Below are 15,742 nucleotides of genomic sequence, written 5' to 3'. Positions count from 1 at the left end.
GGGTGAGTGGTCCACCGGGCCCCGGAGGCCAGAGCGGCAGCTCACAAGGGGTGCACAACGTCTCGGGTTGTGTCGTGGTTCCCCCGGGACGCTATGGCCTGTGTCACGTGGGCGGCGAAGTGTAGCAGAGGGCCTACCCATGCTTGTGAAGGGGCGCACGAGCGACCCCCCTCGGGCAGGTGGATACTCGATGGCATGAGCACCACGGAGCGTCCCAGGATCCTCGTTGTAGGCGGTGGGTACGTAGGCCTGTACGCAGCTCGGCGCATCCTCAAGAAGATGCGCTACGGAGAGGCGACCGTCACGGTCGTCGACCCCCGGTCGTACATGACCTACCAGCCCTTCCTCCCCGAAGCCGCCGCAGGCAGCATTTCGCCTCGGCACGTCGTCGTCCCGCTGCGACGCGTGCTGCCCAAGGCGGAAGTTCTGACCGGCCGCGTCACCACCATCGATCAGGACCGCAAGGTCGCGACGATCGCCCCCCTCGTGGGCGAGGCGTACGAGCTGCCTTTCGACTACCTGGTCATCGCGATGGGCGCGGTCTCCCGCACCTTCCCGATCCCCGGCCTCGCCGAGCAGGGCATCGGCATGAAGGGCATCGAGGAGGCCATCGGCCTGCGCAACCACGTCCTCGAGCAGCTGGACAAGGCTGACTCCACGACGGACGAGGAGGTCCGCCGCAAGGCGCTGACCTTCGTCTTCGTCGGCGGTGGCTTCGCGGGTGCGGAGACCATCGGTGAGGTCGAGGACATGGCCCGCGACGCGGCCAAGTACTACAACAACGTGAAGCGCGAGGACATGCGCTTCGTGCTCGTCGACGTCGCGGACAAGATCCTCCCCGAGGTCGGCCCGAAGCTCGGCGCTTACGGCAAGGAGCACCTCGAGGGCCGCGGTGTCGAGGTCTACCTCAAGACCGGCATGGACTCCTGCGTGGACGGCCACGTGGTGCTCAACAACGGCCTGGAGGTCGACTCCAGCACGATCGTGTGGACCGCCGGCGTCAAGCCGAACCCGGCGCTCGCCCGCTTCGGTCTGCCGCTCGGCCCCCGCGGTCACGTGGACACCCAGACGACCCTCCAGGTCCAGGGCACCGACTACATCTGGGCCGCGGGCGACAACGCCCAGGTGCCGGACATGGTCGGCCGCAAGGCAGGCAACGAGAACGCCTGGTGCCCGCCGAACGCCCAGCACGCGCTGCGTCAGGCCAAGGTCCTCGGCGACAACGTCATCTCCGGCATGCGGGGCTTCCCGCAGAAGGAGTACAGCCACGCCAACAAGGGTGCGGTCGCCGGTCTCGGCCTGCACAAGGGCGTCGCGATGATCGTCATGGGCAAGATGAAGATCAAGCTCAAGGGCCGTCTGGCCTGGTACATGCACCGCGCGTACCACGGCATGGCGATGCCGACGTTCAACCGCAAGATCCGGGTCTTCGCGGACTGGACGCTCGCGGTCTTCCTCAAGCGCGAGGTCGTCTCGCTCGGCGCCATGGAGACTCCCCGCGAGGAGTTCTACGAGGCCGCCAAGCCCGCGCCGAAGCCCGCCGCGGCCAAGGCCGAGCCGGTCGCCGCCGGGTCCGAGGAGAAGGCCAAGGCCTCCTGACCTCCGGTCACTGATCAGCCCCGAAGGGGCCGCCCGCCATCCGTGGTGCGGGCGGCCCCTTCGGGTTTTTCCGGACTGCATACATGGTGGCTACATGTATTTTGCCGATCCGTGACGCGACAACGGGACTGCGCAAGCGTGCGGTTGGTGTTTACGTGGTGTCGAACCTATCCGGGATATATCCGTCACGGAGGTGTGCACCATGCCCGATGCCGCACTGCGGCTGAAGCACCTTGCCGAACAAATGCTGGGAGCCCCGCTCCCCGTACGTCTGCGCGCCTGGGACGGTTCCGAAGCAGGGCCGCCCGGTGGCCCCACCCTCGTCATACGCAATCGCCGCGCCCTGCGCCGCCTGATGTGGAAGCCGGGCGAACTGGGGCTGGCCCGCGCCTGGGTGGCCGGGGACCTGGACGTCGAGGGCGATCTGTACGCCGCGCTCGACCTGCTCGCCGAGTTCATCTGGGAGCGCGACGAGGACGCCAAGAGCCTCAGGGAGTCCCTGCGCGACCCGCGGTTCCGCGCCGCCGCCCGCACCCTGATCGGCCTCGCCGCGCCCTTCCTGCCGCCGCCCCCGCCGCAGGAGGAGATGCGCAGGCGCGGCCGACTGCATCTGCACACCAAGGGCAGCGACAAGCAGGCCATCAGCCACCACTACGACGTGGGCAACGACTTCTACGAGCTGGTGCTCGGCCCCTCGATGGTCTACTCGTGCGCCTACTGGGAGGCCGGTGAAGAGGCGGGCTCCACCCTCGAAGACGCCCAGCGCGACAAGCTGGAGCTCATCGCCCGCAAGCTCGCCCTGAAGCCCGGCATGCGCCTCCTGGACGTCGGCTGCGGCTGGGGCTCCATGGCCATCCACGCGGCGCGCGAGCACGGCGTCACCGTCGTCGGCGTCACGCTCTCCCACGAGCAGGCCGCGTACGCCAGGAAGCGCATCGCCGAGGAGGGCCTGACCGACCGGGTCGAGATCCGCGTCCAGGACTACCGCGACGTGCGCGACGGTCCGTACGACGCCATCTCCTCCATCGGCATGGCCGAACACGTCGGCGCCGAGCAGTACTTGGAGTACGCACACGACCTGCACGCCCTTCTCAAGCCCGGCGGCAGGCTCCTCAACCACCAGATCGCCCGGCGGCCGCAGGCCGATGAGTCGGCGTACGCGGTGGACGACTTCATCGACGCCTATGTCTTCCCGGGCGGCGAACTGGCCCCCCTCGGGTCCACCGTCGGCATCCTGGAGCGCGCCGGGTTCGAGGTGCGCGACGTGGAGGCGATCCGCGAGCACTACGCCCTCACGCTGCGCCGCTGGGTCGCCAACCTGGAGGCCCGCTGGAAGGAGGGCCAGCGGCTCACCTCGCCGGGCCGCGCCCGCATCTGGCGCCTCTACATGGCGGCGTCCGCGCTGGCCTTCGAGCGCAACCGCATAGGCGTCAACCAGGTCCTCGCGGTGAAGACCCCGGAGGCCGGCGCCTCCGGGATGCCGCTGCGGGCCCGCGCCTGGCAGCAGTAGTGGTCCGTACGTGAAGGGGCCCCGGACGGTGAAGGTCCGGGGCCCCGCTCATGTGCACCTGCCGTCAGGTGCTACTCGGCCTTGATCGCCATCAGCGGGTTCAGCTTGGCCGCGCTGCGGGCCGGCCACATCGCCGCGAGGACACCGACAAGGGCCGCGACCCCGAGGAAGATCGCGATGCGGCCCGCCGGGATCTCCATGGTGTAGGTCGCCACCGAGTCGGCGACGCTGTTGCCCACGGCCCAGCCCATGAAGAGGCCGAGACCGATGCCGAGCACCGCGCCGAACAGGGAGATGAGGACCGCCTCCAGGCGCACCATCTGCTTGACCTTCGCGCGGTCGAGGCCGATGGCCCGCATCATGCCGATCTCGTGCTTCCGCTCGAAGACCGACATGGCCAGGGTGTTGATGACGCCGAGCACCGCGATCAGGATGGCCATCGCGAGGAGCCCGTACAGCATGTTCAGGATCATGTTGATCGCGCCGCCGAACTCGTTGCTGATCGCGTCCTTGTCCTGGATCTTCAGCGCCGGGTTGTCGCCGAGGGCCTTGACGATGGAGTCCTCGGCCTGGTCGGACATGCCGCCCTTCATCTTCACCAGGACCTGCTCGTCGGTGATCTTTGAGAGGTGCGGGTTCACGACGGCGAGCGGCGTGAACAGGCCGTTGATCAGCTCGTTCTGCTGGTAGACACCGGCGATCCTCAGCTTCGCCGTCTTGTCGTCGTCGAACTTCACCGGGACGGTGTCGCCCGCCTTGAGGCCCTTCTTGTCGGCGGTCTTCTTGTCGACCAGCGTGGAGTTGCCCGTGAGATCCGCGAGCGAGCCGCTGGTGAACTCGAGGCTCGCGACCTTGCCGAAGTCCTTCTCGTCGACGCCGGACACCTGGGTGTACGAGCCGTCGACCTCGCCGTAGGCCGTGCGCAGCGGGCTGCTGGCCTCGACGTCAGGGAGCTTGGCGAGCTTCTGGGCGACCTCGGGGGCCAGCGGCTGGTAGTTCGCCATGGAGACGGTGTAGTCGGCCTTCAGAGAGCCCGCGGCCATCTTGTCGATGGCGCTGCTCATGGAGGTCGCGATCACCGTCATCGCGGTGATGAGGGTCAGGCCGATCATCAGGGCCGACGCGGTGGAGGCCGTGCGGCGGGGGTTGCGCACCGCGTTGAGGCGGGACAGCTTGCCCGTGACGCCGAACGGCTTCAGGAGCGGGGCCGACGCGGCGATGAACGGGCGCGACAGGAGCGGCGTGAGGACGATGACGCCGACCAGGATCACGGCGGCACCGGCGGCCATCACGTAGTTGTCGTCCATGAAGAGCAGCATCGTGCCGAGGGCGACGATGATCGAGCCGATGGTGTTGCGGACGACGAGGCCGCGCGTGGTCGGCGTCGAGTGGACGCTGTTCATCGCGGCGACCGGCGGGATCTTCGCGGCGCGGCGGCCCGGCAGCCAGGCGGCCAGCATGGTCACGAGGACGCCGATGACCAGGGCGACGACGATCGTGGTCGGAGCGATGACGATCGGCCCGTCGGGCAGCGAGGCGCCGCCGGCGTTCATCAGGGACTCCAGGCCCATGGCCACGCCGATGCCGAGCGCGAAGCCGGTCACCGCGGCGACCAGGCCCACCAGGAACGCCTCGATGAGCACGGAGCGCGTCACCTGGCGGCGCGAGGCGCCGACGGCGCGCATCAGGGCCAGTTCCTTGGTGCGCTGGGCGACCAGCATGGTGAAGGTGTTGGCGATGATGAAGATGCCGACGAACAGCGCGATACCGGCGAAGATCAGCAGGACCTGGCTCATCGAGCTGGTCTGCTGCTCGATCATCTTGTCCTGGTCGTCGGAGAGCTGACCACCGGTGACGGCGTCCGTGTCCTTGGGCAGGATCTTCTCGACCGAGCTCTTCAGCGCCGCCTCGGAGGTGCCCGCGGCGGCCTTCACGTCGATCTCGTCGTACTCGCTCTTGCCGAGGACCGTGCGCGCGGTGTCGTTGTCGAACACCACCAGGCTGCCGCCCGCCAGGACGCTGCCGTCCTCGGTGTCGAAGATGCCGCTGATCTTCGCCTGCTTCACCGGACCGTCGGTGGAGTAGCGCAGGGAGTCGCCGACCTTGTAGCCGGTGCGCTCGGCGGTCTTGGAGTCCAGGGCGATGTCACCGGCGGACTTGGGGGCCGCGCCCTTGGTGAAGTCGTACCGGGGGTCCTTGCCGTCCTTGCCGGGGTAGTAGTTGGCGCCGCTGGTGCCCCACTCCCCGCCGACGAGCTTGCCGTCCTTGTCGGCGACCGCCGTGAAGCCCGTGACCCCGCCGATCGCCGATTCGGCGCCGGGCAGGTTCTGCGACTTCTTCAGGAGGGCGTCGGTCAGGCGCGGCGGCTTCTTGGCGTCCTCCTCGTCTTGGCTGGGCCCGTAGAAGGAGGGGGAGCCGCCTTCGGGCTGTATGGCGACCGAGACGTGGTCGAAGCTCTTGGCCGACTTGTTCTTGTAGGCGTTGCCGAAGGTGTCGGTGAAGACCAGGGTGCCGGAGACGAAGGCGACGCCGAGCATGACGGCGAGCACGGTCATGAGCAGCCTGGCCTTGTGCGCGAGCACGTTGCGCAGGGCGGTACGGAACATGGGGTTCAAGTCCTGGGAGAGAGGAGGTGGGGGCCAGGGGGGGGGCGCCCCGAAGGGGCGCGGGGAACTGCGCGACAAGCCACGACGTACCCGCAGGTACATCCGGCCGACGCGCGGAGCGCCTAGCTCGTACGGCCCTTGGCGTCGAAGTCCTTCATGCGGTCGAGCACGCCCTCGGCGGTGGGGTTCAGCATCTCGTCGACGATCCGCCCGTCGGCCAGGAAGATCACGCGGTCCGCGTACGCCGCGGCCACCGGGTCGTGCGTGACCATGACGACGGTCTGCCCCAGCTCCCGCACGGAGTTCCGCAGGAAGCCCAGGACCTCGGCGCCCGAGCGCGAGTCCAGGTTTCCGGTCGGCTCGTCGCCGAAGATGATGTCGGGCTGCGAGGCGAGCGCGCGGGCCACGGCGACGCGCTGCTGCTGGCCGCCGGAGAGCTCGGTGGGCCGGTGGGAGAGCCGCCCGGCCAGGCCGACCATGGAGATGACCTGCTCCAGCCACTGCTTGTTCGGCTTGCGGCCCGCGATGTCCATCGGCAGCGTGATGTTCTCCAGGGCCGTCAGCGTCGGCAGCAGGTTGAAGGCCTGGAAGATGAAGCCGATCTTGTCCCGGCGGAGCTTGGTGAGCTGCTTGTCCTTGAGGGTGGACAGCTCGGTGTCGCCGATCCGTACGGAACCGCCGCTGAAGCTGTCGAGCCCGGCGACGCAGTGCATCAGGGTCGACTTGCCGGAGCCCGAGGGGCCCATGATCGCGGTGAACTCGCCCTGCCCGAAGTCGACGGAGACATGGTCCAGGGCGACCACCTGGGTCTCGCCCTGGCCGTACACCTTGGAGAGATCCGTGGCACGCGCGGCCACTGCGGTGGTGCGGGCGGCGAAGGGGGTGGTGGTCACGGGGCTGCGCTCCTGTCGGACGACGAGTGGGGACGTATTCCATCGTCCTTGCGGATCAGCGCCGTGTAGTCAGCCGCTGTTCCGGTTCCGGGGGCCCTCTCCAGTCGGACTCGAGTCGTGTGTGTCATACCTGGGGATGACCTCGACCCCTGACACGAGTACCACCTGCCAGTGACCCGACGACGTTCCCGGAGGCAGCTAAATTCCGTCATTCCGTACCGGAGGCCGCACAGCGGCGGAAGGGCCTGCGGCATGTGCCGATGGGCCGGGCCGGTGGCTGATGCACCCTCAGACGTCAATAAAATAAGACAACATCGGGCTGTTGTTCCGCTGTTCGGGGGACGCCTCCCGATAGGGTCGAATCACCTGATGCGGAGCCCATTGCCTGCCCGGATGGTGGAATGCAGACACGGCGAGCTTAAACCTCGCTGCCCCTAGCGGGCGTGCCGGTTCAAGTCCGGCTCCGGGCACCTCCACTGCGACATCGAGGGTACTTCCGCTACGGCATCGGTACGCCGTTGAAGCGGGCCGCCGTGTGCAGATCCGCCTCGATCGCCGCCGCCGTGCCGCGCAGTGCGGGAAGCAGCGCCCCGACGGTCTCCTCCAGGGGCGCGGTGCCCGCGTGCTGTGCCACGTTCAGGGCGGCGATCACGCGTCCTCGCGCGTCCTTCAGGGGTACGGCGACCGAGCGCAGGCCCTCCTCCAGTTCCTCGTCCGCGGTGGCGTACCCGTCGGTGGCGGCCCGGTCGAGGAGGTGTTCGAGGGTCGCCGGGTCGGTGACGGTGTGCCGGGTGAGCGCGCGGGGCGGTGCCGCCTTCAGGAGGCGTGCGCGGTCCTGTTCCGGCAGTCCCGCGAGCAGGACCCGGCCCATGGCGGTGGGGTATGCGGGGAAGCGGGTGCCGAGCGTGATGTAGACGCTCATGACACGGGTGGTCGCCGCCCGTGCCACGTACAGGATGTCCGTGCCGTCGAGCACCGTCACCGAGGCCGACTGGTGGACACGGGCGGTCAGTTGGCGCAGATGCGGCTCGGCGATGTCGGCGAAGCCGAGGCCGGAGAGACGGGCGTGGCCGAGCTCCAGGATGCGGGGGAGCGGGCGGTAGAGGCGGCCGTCGTGCGCCGCGTACCCCTCCAGGACCAGGGTGTGCAGGCAGCGGCGTGCGGTGGCCCGCGGCAGGCCGGTGGCCTCGGCGATCGCGGTGAGCGGGAGGCCGTCGCCGCGGGCCCCGCCGAGGGCGCGCAGGACGGCGAGGCCGCGGGCGAGCGACTGGAGGTAGCCGGGTCCGAGCTCGGCCTTGGCGTCACCCGGCTGCTCGTACGGGAGGGTTTCCCCGTCGGCATGAGGTGCCGTCACATCGGTCTGATAGTGCGGTAGTTGAGCCGTGGGCAGGGCTTCCAGGTGCGCGGCCTCCGCCCGCAGTCGCGGCAGCACGAGCTCCGCGAGGCCCTGTGCCGTGTGCCTGCTGGTGTGGCTCACCGCGGACAGGGCGTACCGGACGCGGCCCGCGGCGTCGCGCACCGGGACCGCCGTCGCGATGAGCCCCGGTTCGATCAGCTGGTCGTCGAGGGCCCATCCCGTCGCCCGCGAGCGCTCCACGCGGTCCGCGAGATCCGGCGGCGGGGCGGCGGGCCCCGGCGGCAGCGCGGGAAAGGCCTCGCCCCCGGGGTCGGCGGCGACCCGGCCCCGCCACGCCGCCCACGCGGCCTCGTCCCACTCGGCGGCGAACAGCGCCCCCGGCGCGCACCGCTCGGCGGGCAGCAGATCGCCGATGCGGAAGGCCACCGACATCGCGCGGCGCCGCGCGGCCTGCGTGACGAAGCGGACGCCGTCCCCGTCCGGCACCGCGAGGGACACCGACTCGTCCAGCTCGTCCGCGAGCCGGGCGGTGCGCGCCGCGACCTCGCCGCTCAGGCCGCTCGCCGCGAGGTAGGCGTTGCCGAGCTCCATCAGGCGGGGCGTGAGGCGCAGTTCCTGGCCGTGCTCGCGGACGTAGCCGATGCGGGCCAGGGTCGCCACGACCCGGTCCACCGTCGAGCGGGCCAGGCCGGTCGCGCGCACCAGGTCGCCCGCTCTGACCTGATCGGCGGCCGCGAGGGCGCGCAGGACCGCGAGACCGCGCTCCAGGGGGCGTACGGACTCTTCCGGCATGGCGCTGCTCCTCGCACGGGTGGAAATCGGGTGCTCCGGAACCGTTGACAGCCGATGGGTCCGGTCGGAGACTCCCGTGCAACACATTATGAACGAAAGTTCACCAGGCGAACAAGGGGAGAGGGCGGCCGATGCGTACCACCGTCGGAATCATCGGAGCGGGACCGGCGGGGCTGCTGCTCGCCCGCCTCCTGCACAACGCCGGCATCGATTCCGTCGTCCTGGAGACCAGGGACCGCGCCTATGTGGAGCAGCGCCAGCGCGCCGGAATCCTGGAGCAGGGCACCGTCGACGTCCTGCGCGAGGCGGGCGTCGCCGCGCGCATGGACCGCGAGGGCATCCCGCACGACGGCATCGAGCTGCGCTTCGACCGCCGCAGGCACCGCGTCGACTTCCCCGCCCTGACCGGCGGCAGGTCCGTGATGGTCTACGCCCAGACCGAGGTCTGCAAGGACCTCATAGCCCTCCAGGTCGCCGCGGGCGGCCCGCTGCTCTTCGAGGCCGAGGCGCTCGCCGTGGAGGGCGCCGAGACCGAGAACCCCCGCGTCCGCTTCCGTCACCAGGGCCGCGAGGACGTCCTCGAATGCGACTACGTGGTGGGCTGCGACGGCTCCTGGGGCGTGGCCCGCAAGGCCGTGCCCGCCGATGTCTCGCGGGTCTTCGAGCGGACGTACCCCTTCGGCTGGCTCGGCATCCTCGCCGACGTACCGCCCTCGCACGACGAGCTGGTCTACGCCCGCCACGACCGCGGTTTCGCGCTGCTTTCGATGCGCTCGCCCACCGTCACGCGCGCGTACCTCCAGGTCCCGGCGGACACCGACGCCGCCGACTGGGGCGACGAGGAGATCTGGGACGAGCTCGACCGCCGCCTGGAGACCGACGACCCCGCCTGGACGCTGAAGCGCGGACCCATAACCGCCAAGTCCGTCACCCCCATGCGCAGCCACGTCCACGAGCCCATGCGGCACGGACGCGTCTTCCTCGCCGGGGACGCCGCCCACATCGTCCCGCCCACCGGCGCCAAGGGCCTCAACCTCGCCGTCGGCGACGTCGTCACCTTCGCCCGCGCCCTCGTCGAACTCCGCGAGACGGGCTCCGACGCCCGCCTGGAGGCGTACTCGGAGACCTGCCTGCGCCGCGTGTGGCAGGCCGAGCGCTTCTCGTACGCGATGACCACGATGCTGCACCGCTCACCCGAAGCCACCGGCTTCGACGACCGCATCCAGCTCGCCCGCCTTGACCGCATCACCACCGCACGCTCGGCCGAGACCGACCTGGCCGAGAGCTACACCGGATTCCCGCTCGACTGAACTCCCCTCGCACGAACCCCCGCTCGCACCCCCGTCCCCGCCCGGTCCCACAAAGAAGTGAGAATCCCGTGACCGCTCCCGAAGGCGCCGCTCCCCGAGGCGCCGCACCCGAACGGACCTTCAGATCCGTCGCCCCCGTCATAGCCCTGTGCTGGCTCGTCGTCTTCTTCGACGGCATGGACGTCAACATCTACGGCGCCGTGATGCCGCACCTCATCGACGACAAGGGCTTCGGCTTCACCCCGTCGACCGCGGGCACCATCGGCTCCTGGACCACCTTCGGCATGCTGATCGGCGCCCTCGGCTGCGGCACGCTCACCGACTGGCTCGGCCGCAAGCCGATGGTGACGGGCAGCGTCGCGCTGTTCTCCCTGGGCTCCGCGGTCTGCGCCCTCGCGCCGACCGCCGCCGTCTTCGGCGGCGGCCGCTTCATCGCCGGGCTCGGGCTCGGCGGTCTGATGCCGATCAGCCTCGCGATCGTCGCCGAGTTCGCGCCGCCGCGCAGGGCCGCGCTCGCCACCGGCCTGATGATGACCTCGTACCACGCGGGCGGCATGGCGGCCACGGGCCTCGGGCTCGGCCTCGGGCCCGACCACGGCTGGCGCGTCGTCTTCTGGGCGGGCGTGATCCCCGCCGTCGTCGCCATCCCGCTCGTGGTGAAGTGGCTGCCCGAATCGCCGGGCGTGCTGCTCGCCAAGGGCAAGGTGAGCGAGGCCGAAGCCGTCGCCGCCCGCTACTGCCTGCCGTCCCCGACGCGCGCCGAAGCCCCCGAGGCCGGTGCCAAGGGACGGTTCGCCGCCGTCGCCTCGCTCTTCACCCCCGGTCAGCGCCTGGCGACCCCGCTCCTGTGGATCGCGTCCTTCGCCGGGCTCCTCCTCGTCTACGGGGTCTCCACCTGGCTCCCCGAGCTGATGCGCGCCTCCGGCTACTCCCTCTCCTCCTCCGTGACCTTCCTCATGGTGATCAACGCGGGCGGCATCGTCGGCATGCTGGTCGCGGGCCGGGCCGCCGACAAGTTCGGCGGCGTACGGATCTCCGCGATCTGGTTCCTGCTCACCGCCTGCGGAACCTTCCTGCTCAAGGCCGAGCTGCCGCTCGGTGTCGCGTACGGAGTCGTCTTCGTCACCGGCATCTGGCTCTTCTCGGCGCAGGTCATGGTCTACGCCTCCGCCCCCTCGGTCTACACGCCCGCCCAGCGCGCCACCGGCCTCGGCTGGATCACCGGCATCGGGCGCACCGGCGCCGTCGTCGGCCCGTGGCTGGGAGGCGCCGTCGTCTCCGGCGGAAACGCGTCCCTCGGATTCACCACGTTCGCCGTGGCCGCCGTGCTCGGCGCCGTCGCGATCTCGCTGGTGCCACTCGTCCGGCGCAGCCGCCGCACCCCCGCGGACGAGGGAGCATCCGCGCCCTCACCGGGAACAGAGAGCACCGGGCCGAGCGTTCTTGGTCACAAGGAGGGAAAGATCCTCCCCAAGCACTAGGGTCTTCCTTTTGCCTACGCATTACTCTTGAGCCAAAGCCACACACGGTGGCCATGGAGGAGTGAGATGAGGAGCAGTAACCCGGTCTTCTCGCGACGGGGGTTCAGCCGCGACAACGGCTACGCGGGCTTCGGCCAGCAGCAGCCGCAGGCCGGGGGACCCGCGGGCGGGACGCAGACCCAGCAGGGCAATCCGTACGCGACCGCGGGCCAGCAGGCCCCCGCCAACCCGTACGCGACGAACCCGTACGCCCAGCAGGACCTTCAGTACGGGGCGCCCCAGGCCCCCGTAACCACCGCAGGCCGCATGACGATGGACGACGTCGTCATGCGTACGGCCACCACACTCGGCACGCTCCTGGTGACGGCCGCCCTCGCCTGGGCGCTGCTGCCGGTGGACGACGCCAACATCGGCAAGTCGTACGGCATCGCGATCGGCGCAGGCCTCGTCGCGATGGTGCTCGGCCTGGTGCAGGCCTTCAAGCGCAAGGCATCGCCCGCGCTGATCCTGACGTACGCCGCCCTGGAAGGTGTCTTCCTCGGCGTCGTCTCCAGCGTCGTCGACAACCGCATCGCGGACGGCGCGGCCATGCAGGCCGTGCTCGGCACGATGGCCGTCTTCGCCGGTGTCCTGATCGCCTACAAGGCGGGCTGGATTCGCGTCAACCGTCGCTTCTACGGCTTCGTGATGGCCGCGGCGATGGGCTTCCTGCTCCTTACCGCCGTGAACCTGCTGTTCATGGTCTTCGGCGGCGGTGACGGCCTCGGCTTCCGCAGCGGCGGCCTCGGCATCGTCTTCGGCATCGTGGGCATCCTGCTCGGCGCGTGCTTCCTGGCCCTGGACTTCAAGCAGGTCGAGGACGGCATCGCGTACGGCGCCCCGAAGGAAGAGGCCTGGCTCGCGGCCTTCGGTCTGACGATGACGCTCGTCTGGATCTACCTCGAGTTCCTGCGTCTGATCGCCATCCTTCAGGGCAACGACTGACGCGGCTGAATCACCTGAGGCCGAATCACCGAAGGGCCCCGCGGAACGCATGTTCCGCGGGGCCCTTCGCGTATGAGTGATTCGCCGTGCGCGTGATGAGAGTCAGGGGACAGGGGAGTCAGAGCAGCTTGCGCGCGGCCCGCCGCAAGTCGTACTCGTGAATGATTGCCTTGGCGTGCCCGTAGGCCAGATTGTGCTCCGCACGGAGCCAGCTGACCTTCTCCTCGAAGCGGAAGAGCGAAGGCCCTTCGTCTACGGCACGCAGCCAGTCGGAGATTTCACGACCGGTGCAGTGGGGGATGCGGGCGATCAGATTGCGGTGGGTCTCCTCGGAGAAGACTTGGGACATCGGCGCCTCCGGACGCGTCGCGATGTGTTCCGTCCTTCACGACACCGTGCCTGAGCGTTGGGGCGTTGGCAACAGTCCCGTCCGGGCGCATAAGGTCGCCGGGTGCTTGATACGACGCCTTTGACGGCCGCAGTGGACCAATTCGCCGACCGCTTGCGGGCCGCCCCGCAGAGTCGCCTGCAGCGGGGAGCGGCGACTGAGGCGCTCGCTCTGGCCAGGGAACTGGCGGCGTGGGCACAGCGGATCGAGGTACCGGACGCGGAGCCGCGGGAGATGCCGGACGCCGGGATGTTCGCGGCGGCCGATCAAATCACGGTCGCGGGGCGGGATTTGGCCCTTGTCCTGGAGGATTCCGGTCAGCTCGCGGAAGCACTGACGCTCGTGGAGAAGGCGCAGAAACGCGCCGGAGTGTGACCGGGTGGTACGGGGGTGTGGTCCGACCCCGGCGGGCGCCGGGGTCGCGTGCGGTCAGACCGAGGCGATGACGCGGTCGGCCAGGATGTAGACGTTCTCGGTGCCGCACTCGAAGGTCAGGGCGTAGGCACCGGAGACTCCGGAACCGCCGAGCAGGACCGGGGCGTGACCGTCGCGCAGTGCGTCGGCGAGCAGCTCCGCGGTCTCGCGGTGGCCGGGCGTCATGCACAGCGTGGTGCCGTCGGTGAAGACGTAGACGTCCAGGGTGCCGAGCGGTCCGGGGCGGACGTCGGCGAGCGCGGTGCGGGCGCCGGCCAGTTCTTCCAGGCAGGCGACGGTGCGCTCGTGGTCGCCGTTGACGGGCGACTGGACCGGGACGAAGTCCGGGTGCGAGGGGTGGCGGCGGCGGGCCGCGGCCAGCTCCGGGGAGTCGCTCGCGAACTCGTCGGCCGGCTCCGCGTACGGCTCGATGACCGGCTCCAGGCTGTCCGCCTCCAGGCCGGCGAGGTCCGCCTGGCGGGGCAGGAACAGCTCGTCGGCCATGTCGGAGAGGCCCGGCAGGCCGCTGAGCAGGGAGGGCGCGTCCGAGGCGTCACGGGCTTCCTGGGCGGCCCAGAAGGCACGCGCCTCGGCGAGCTCGCGCTCGCGTTCCTCGGCGAGGGCTTCGGCGACGGCCGTGCGTATCTCGTCGGCGTCCGCGGCCGTGCGGGCAGCGGGTACGGCGGCGTTCGCGTTCTCCGAGCGGCTCTGGGCCAGCTCGGCGCGCAGGGCGGTGATCTCTGCGAGCTGCTTTCGCAGGCCGTGTACGGCGTGCAGGGCGGCGGCGCCCACGGCCGTGGCAGCGGCCGTGGAGAGCAGCAAGGCAATAGGCATGGCGCTCACTGACGTACTCCCGGTTTCAAGTCGACCCCCGACTTCCTACATCAGCTTGAAGGCTGCACGATCCACCTGTCAGTGCATTACGTCACGAATTGGACAGGTCTTTCGGCCCGGAGTTTATCCACAGATGCGCTCTGACCTGGGCATATGCATCTCCCCCAGGAGATAGGTCACATCCTGGGGGAGATTGAGTCACGAATCAATGGAGACGTGAGGGGTTTCCGGGTCCCGGAGGGGCGGTGGGGGCGTTCAGCTGAGGCGCTCGATGACCATGGCCATGCCCTGGCCGCCGCCGACGCACATCGTCTCCAGGCCGAACTGCTTGTCGTGGAACTGGAGGCTGTTGATGAGCGTGCCGGTGATGCGGGCGCCGGTCATGCCGAAGGGGTGGCCGACCGCGATGGCGCCGCCGTTGACGTTCAGCTTGTCGATCGGGATGTTCAGGTCGCGGTAGGAGGGGATCACCTGGGCGGCGAAGGCCTCGTTGATCTCGAAGAGGTCGATGTCGTCGACGGTGAGGCCGGCGCGGGACAGGGCCTGCTTCGAGGCCTCGACCGGGCCGAGGCCCATGATCTCGGGGGAGAGGCCGGTGACGCCGGTGGAGACGATGCGGGCCAGCGGGGTCAGGCCGAGCTCGCGGGCCTTGGTGTCGCTCATGATCACCAGGGCGGCGGCGCCGTCGTTGAGCGGGCAGCAGTTGCCCGCGGTGACCAGGCCGTCGGGGCGGAAGACGGGCTTGAGGCCCTCGACGCCTTCGAGGGTGACGCCGGCGCGGGGGCCGTCGTCCTTGCTGACGACGGTGCCGTCGGGGGTCGTCACCGGGGTGATCTCGCGCGCCCAGAAGCCGTTCTTGATGGCTTCCTCGGCGAGGTTCTGCGAGCGGACGCCGAACTCGTCCATGTCGCGGCGGGTGACGCCCTTGGCGCGGGCCAGGTTCTCGGCGGTCTGCCCCATGGAGATGTACGCGTCGGGGATCAGGCCGTCCTCGCGCGGGTCGTGCCAGTTCGAGCCCTCGGTCTTGCTGACGGCCTCGGTGCGGGCCTCGGCGTCGGCGAAGAGGGGGTTGTGGGTGTCGGGGAGGCCGTCGCTGGACCCCTTGCCGAAGCGGGAGACCGTCTCCACGCCGGCGGAGATGAAGACGTCGCCCTCGCCGGCCTTGATGGCGTGCAGGGCCATGCGGGAGGTCTGCAGGGACGAGGAGCAGTACCGGGTGACGGTGCAGCCCGGCAGGTGGTCCATGCCCATCTGTACGGCGACGATGCGACCGAGGTTGTGCCCCTGCTCGCCACCGGGCAGACCACAGCCGAGCATCAGGTCGTCGATGAGCTTCGGGTCGAGCTCGGGGACCTTGGCGAGGGCGGCCTCGATGATCGTGGCGGTCAGGTCGTCCGGCCGCAGATCCTTCAGAGAGCCCTTACCGGCGCGGCCGATCGGCGTACGGGCAGCGGAAACGATCACGGCTTCGGGCATCACGGCACTCCTGTGACGAGGGGGCAGGACTCCTTGGGAAGTTACCTGCACGTATCGCCCCGGGTCACCGGCCGGGGACTGTGACGCGGACCGCATTT

Annotated in this window: 12 protein-coding genes and 1 tRNA gene; 7 read left to right on the top strand and 6 right to left on the bottom strand. The window is 69.9% G+C overall.

What is annotated here, in order from left to right:
• Positions 1–195: 195 nt before the first annotated feature.
• Positions 196–1,599: an NAD(P)/FAD-dependent oxidoreductase gene (locus ABZ906_RS44965; RefSeq protein ID WP_361199146.1), complete on the top strand. Its 1,404-nt coding sequence runs from the start codon at positions 196–198 to the stop codon at positions 1,597–1,599.
• A 202-nt stretch (positions 1,600–1,801) separates the two neighbouring features.
• The gene (locus ABZ906_RS44960) at positions 1,802–3,109 is read left to right on the top strand and encodes a cyclopropane-fatty-acyl-phospholipid synthase family protein (RefSeq protein ID WP_361199149.1); all 1,308 of its coding nucleotides are present in this window, start codon (positions 1,802–1,804) and stop codon (positions 3,107–3,109) included.
• Between the two features lie 71 nt (positions 3,110–3,180).
• Here the strand turns inward: ABZ906_RS44960 and ABZ906_RS44955 are convergent, their stop codons facing one another.
• Positions 3,181–5,715 (bottom strand): FtsX-like permease family protein, encoded by a 2,535-nt coding sequence (locus ABZ906_RS44955; RefSeq protein ID WP_361393023.1) that lies wholly within the window; start codon positions 5,713–5,715, stop codon positions 3,181–3,183.
• Between the two features lie 122 nt (positions 5,716–5,837).
• Complete coding sequence (locus ABZ906_RS44950; protein WP_361199155.1) at positions 5,838–6,608, bottom strand: ABC transporter ATP-binding protein; 771 nt, start codon at positions 6,606–6,608, stop codon at positions 5,838–5,840.
• Between the two features lie 387 nt (positions 6,609–6,995).
• Between ABZ906_RS44950 and ABZ906_RS44945 the strand changes: the two genes are divergently transcribed.
• Positions 6,996–7,078, top strand: a tRNA-Leu gene (locus ABZ906_RS44945).
• Positions 7,079–7,107: 29 nt separating this feature from the next.
• Here ABZ906_RS44945 and ABZ906_RS44940 read toward each other — a convergent pair.
• The gene (locus ABZ906_RS44940) at positions 7,108–8,757 is read right to left on the bottom strand and encodes an IclR family transcriptional regulator C-terminal domain-containing protein (RefSeq protein ID WP_361393021.1); all 1,650 of its coding nucleotides are present in this window, start codon (positions 8,755–8,757) and stop codon (positions 7,108–7,110) included.
• A 131-nt stretch (positions 8,758–8,888) separates the two neighbouring features.
• Between ABZ906_RS44940 and ABZ906_RS44935 the strand changes: the two genes are divergently transcribed.
• From ABZ906_RS44935 to ABZ906_RS44925, 3 genes are all read left to right on the top strand, one after another.
• Positions 8,889–10,067, top strand: a complete 1,179-nt coding sequence (locus ABZ906_RS44935) for a 4-hydroxybenzoate 3-monooxygenase (RefSeq protein ID WP_361393019.1) — start codon at positions 8,889–8,891, stop codon at positions 10,065–10,067.
• 68 nt (positions 10,068–10,135) lie between these two features.
• On the top strand, positions 10,136–11,548 hold the full coding sequence (locus ABZ906_RS44930; protein WP_361393017.1) for an aromatic acid/H+ symport family MFS transporter: 1,413 nt from the start codon (positions 10,136–10,138) through the stop codon (positions 11,546–11,548).
• A 66-nt stretch (positions 11,549–11,614) separates the two neighbouring features.
• Positions 11,615–12,532, top strand: a complete 918-nt coding sequence (locus ABZ906_RS44925) for a Bax inhibitor-1/YccA family protein (RefSeq protein WP_361199167.1) — start codon at positions 11,615–11,617, stop codon at positions 12,530–12,532.
• 118 nt (positions 12,533–12,650) lie between these two features.
• On the opposite strand, the gene ABZ906_RS44920 is transcribed toward ABZ906_RS44925, so the two are convergent.
• On the bottom strand, positions 12,651–12,881 hold the full coding sequence (locus tag ABZ906_RS44920) for a DUF4287 domain-containing protein (protein WP_160505450.1): 231 nt from the start codon (positions 12,879–12,881) through the stop codon (positions 12,651–12,653).
• Positions 12,882–12,983: 102 nt separating this feature from the next.
• Between ABZ906_RS44920 and ABZ906_RS44915 the strand changes: the two genes are divergently transcribed.
• Positions 12,984–13,295 carry a hypothetical protein gene (locus ABZ906_RS44915; protein WP_249589487.1) on the top strand — a complete coding sequence of 104 codons (312 nt, stop codon included), beginning with the start codon at positions 12,984–12,986 and terminating at the stop codon, positions 13,293–13,295.
• Between the two features lie 54 nt (positions 13,296–13,349).
• Here ABZ906_RS44915 and ABZ906_RS44910 read toward each other — a convergent pair whose 3' ends face one another.
• Positions 13,350–14,168 carry a hypothetical protein gene (locus ABZ906_RS44910; protein ID WP_361199173.1) on the bottom strand — a complete coding sequence of 273 codons (819 nt, stop codon included), beginning with the start codon at positions 14,166–14,168 and terminating at the stop codon, positions 13,350–13,352.
• Between the two features lie 255 nt (positions 14,169–14,423).
• Positions 14,424–15,644 (bottom strand): acetyl-CoA C-acetyltransferase, encoded by a 1,221-nt coding sequence (locus ABZ906_RS44905; RefSeq protein ID WP_361199176.1) that lies wholly within the window; start codon positions 15,642–15,644, stop codon positions 14,424–14,426.
• Positions 15,645–15,742: the final 98 nt, after the last annotated feature.

The sequence above is a fragment of the Streptomyces sp. NPDC046925 genome (genome assembly GCF_040644915.1).
GTDB lineage: Bacteria > Actinomycetota > Actinomycetes > Streptomycetales > Streptomycetaceae > Streptomyces.
This window is presented reverse-complemented; position numbering and strand designations above follow the sequence as displayed.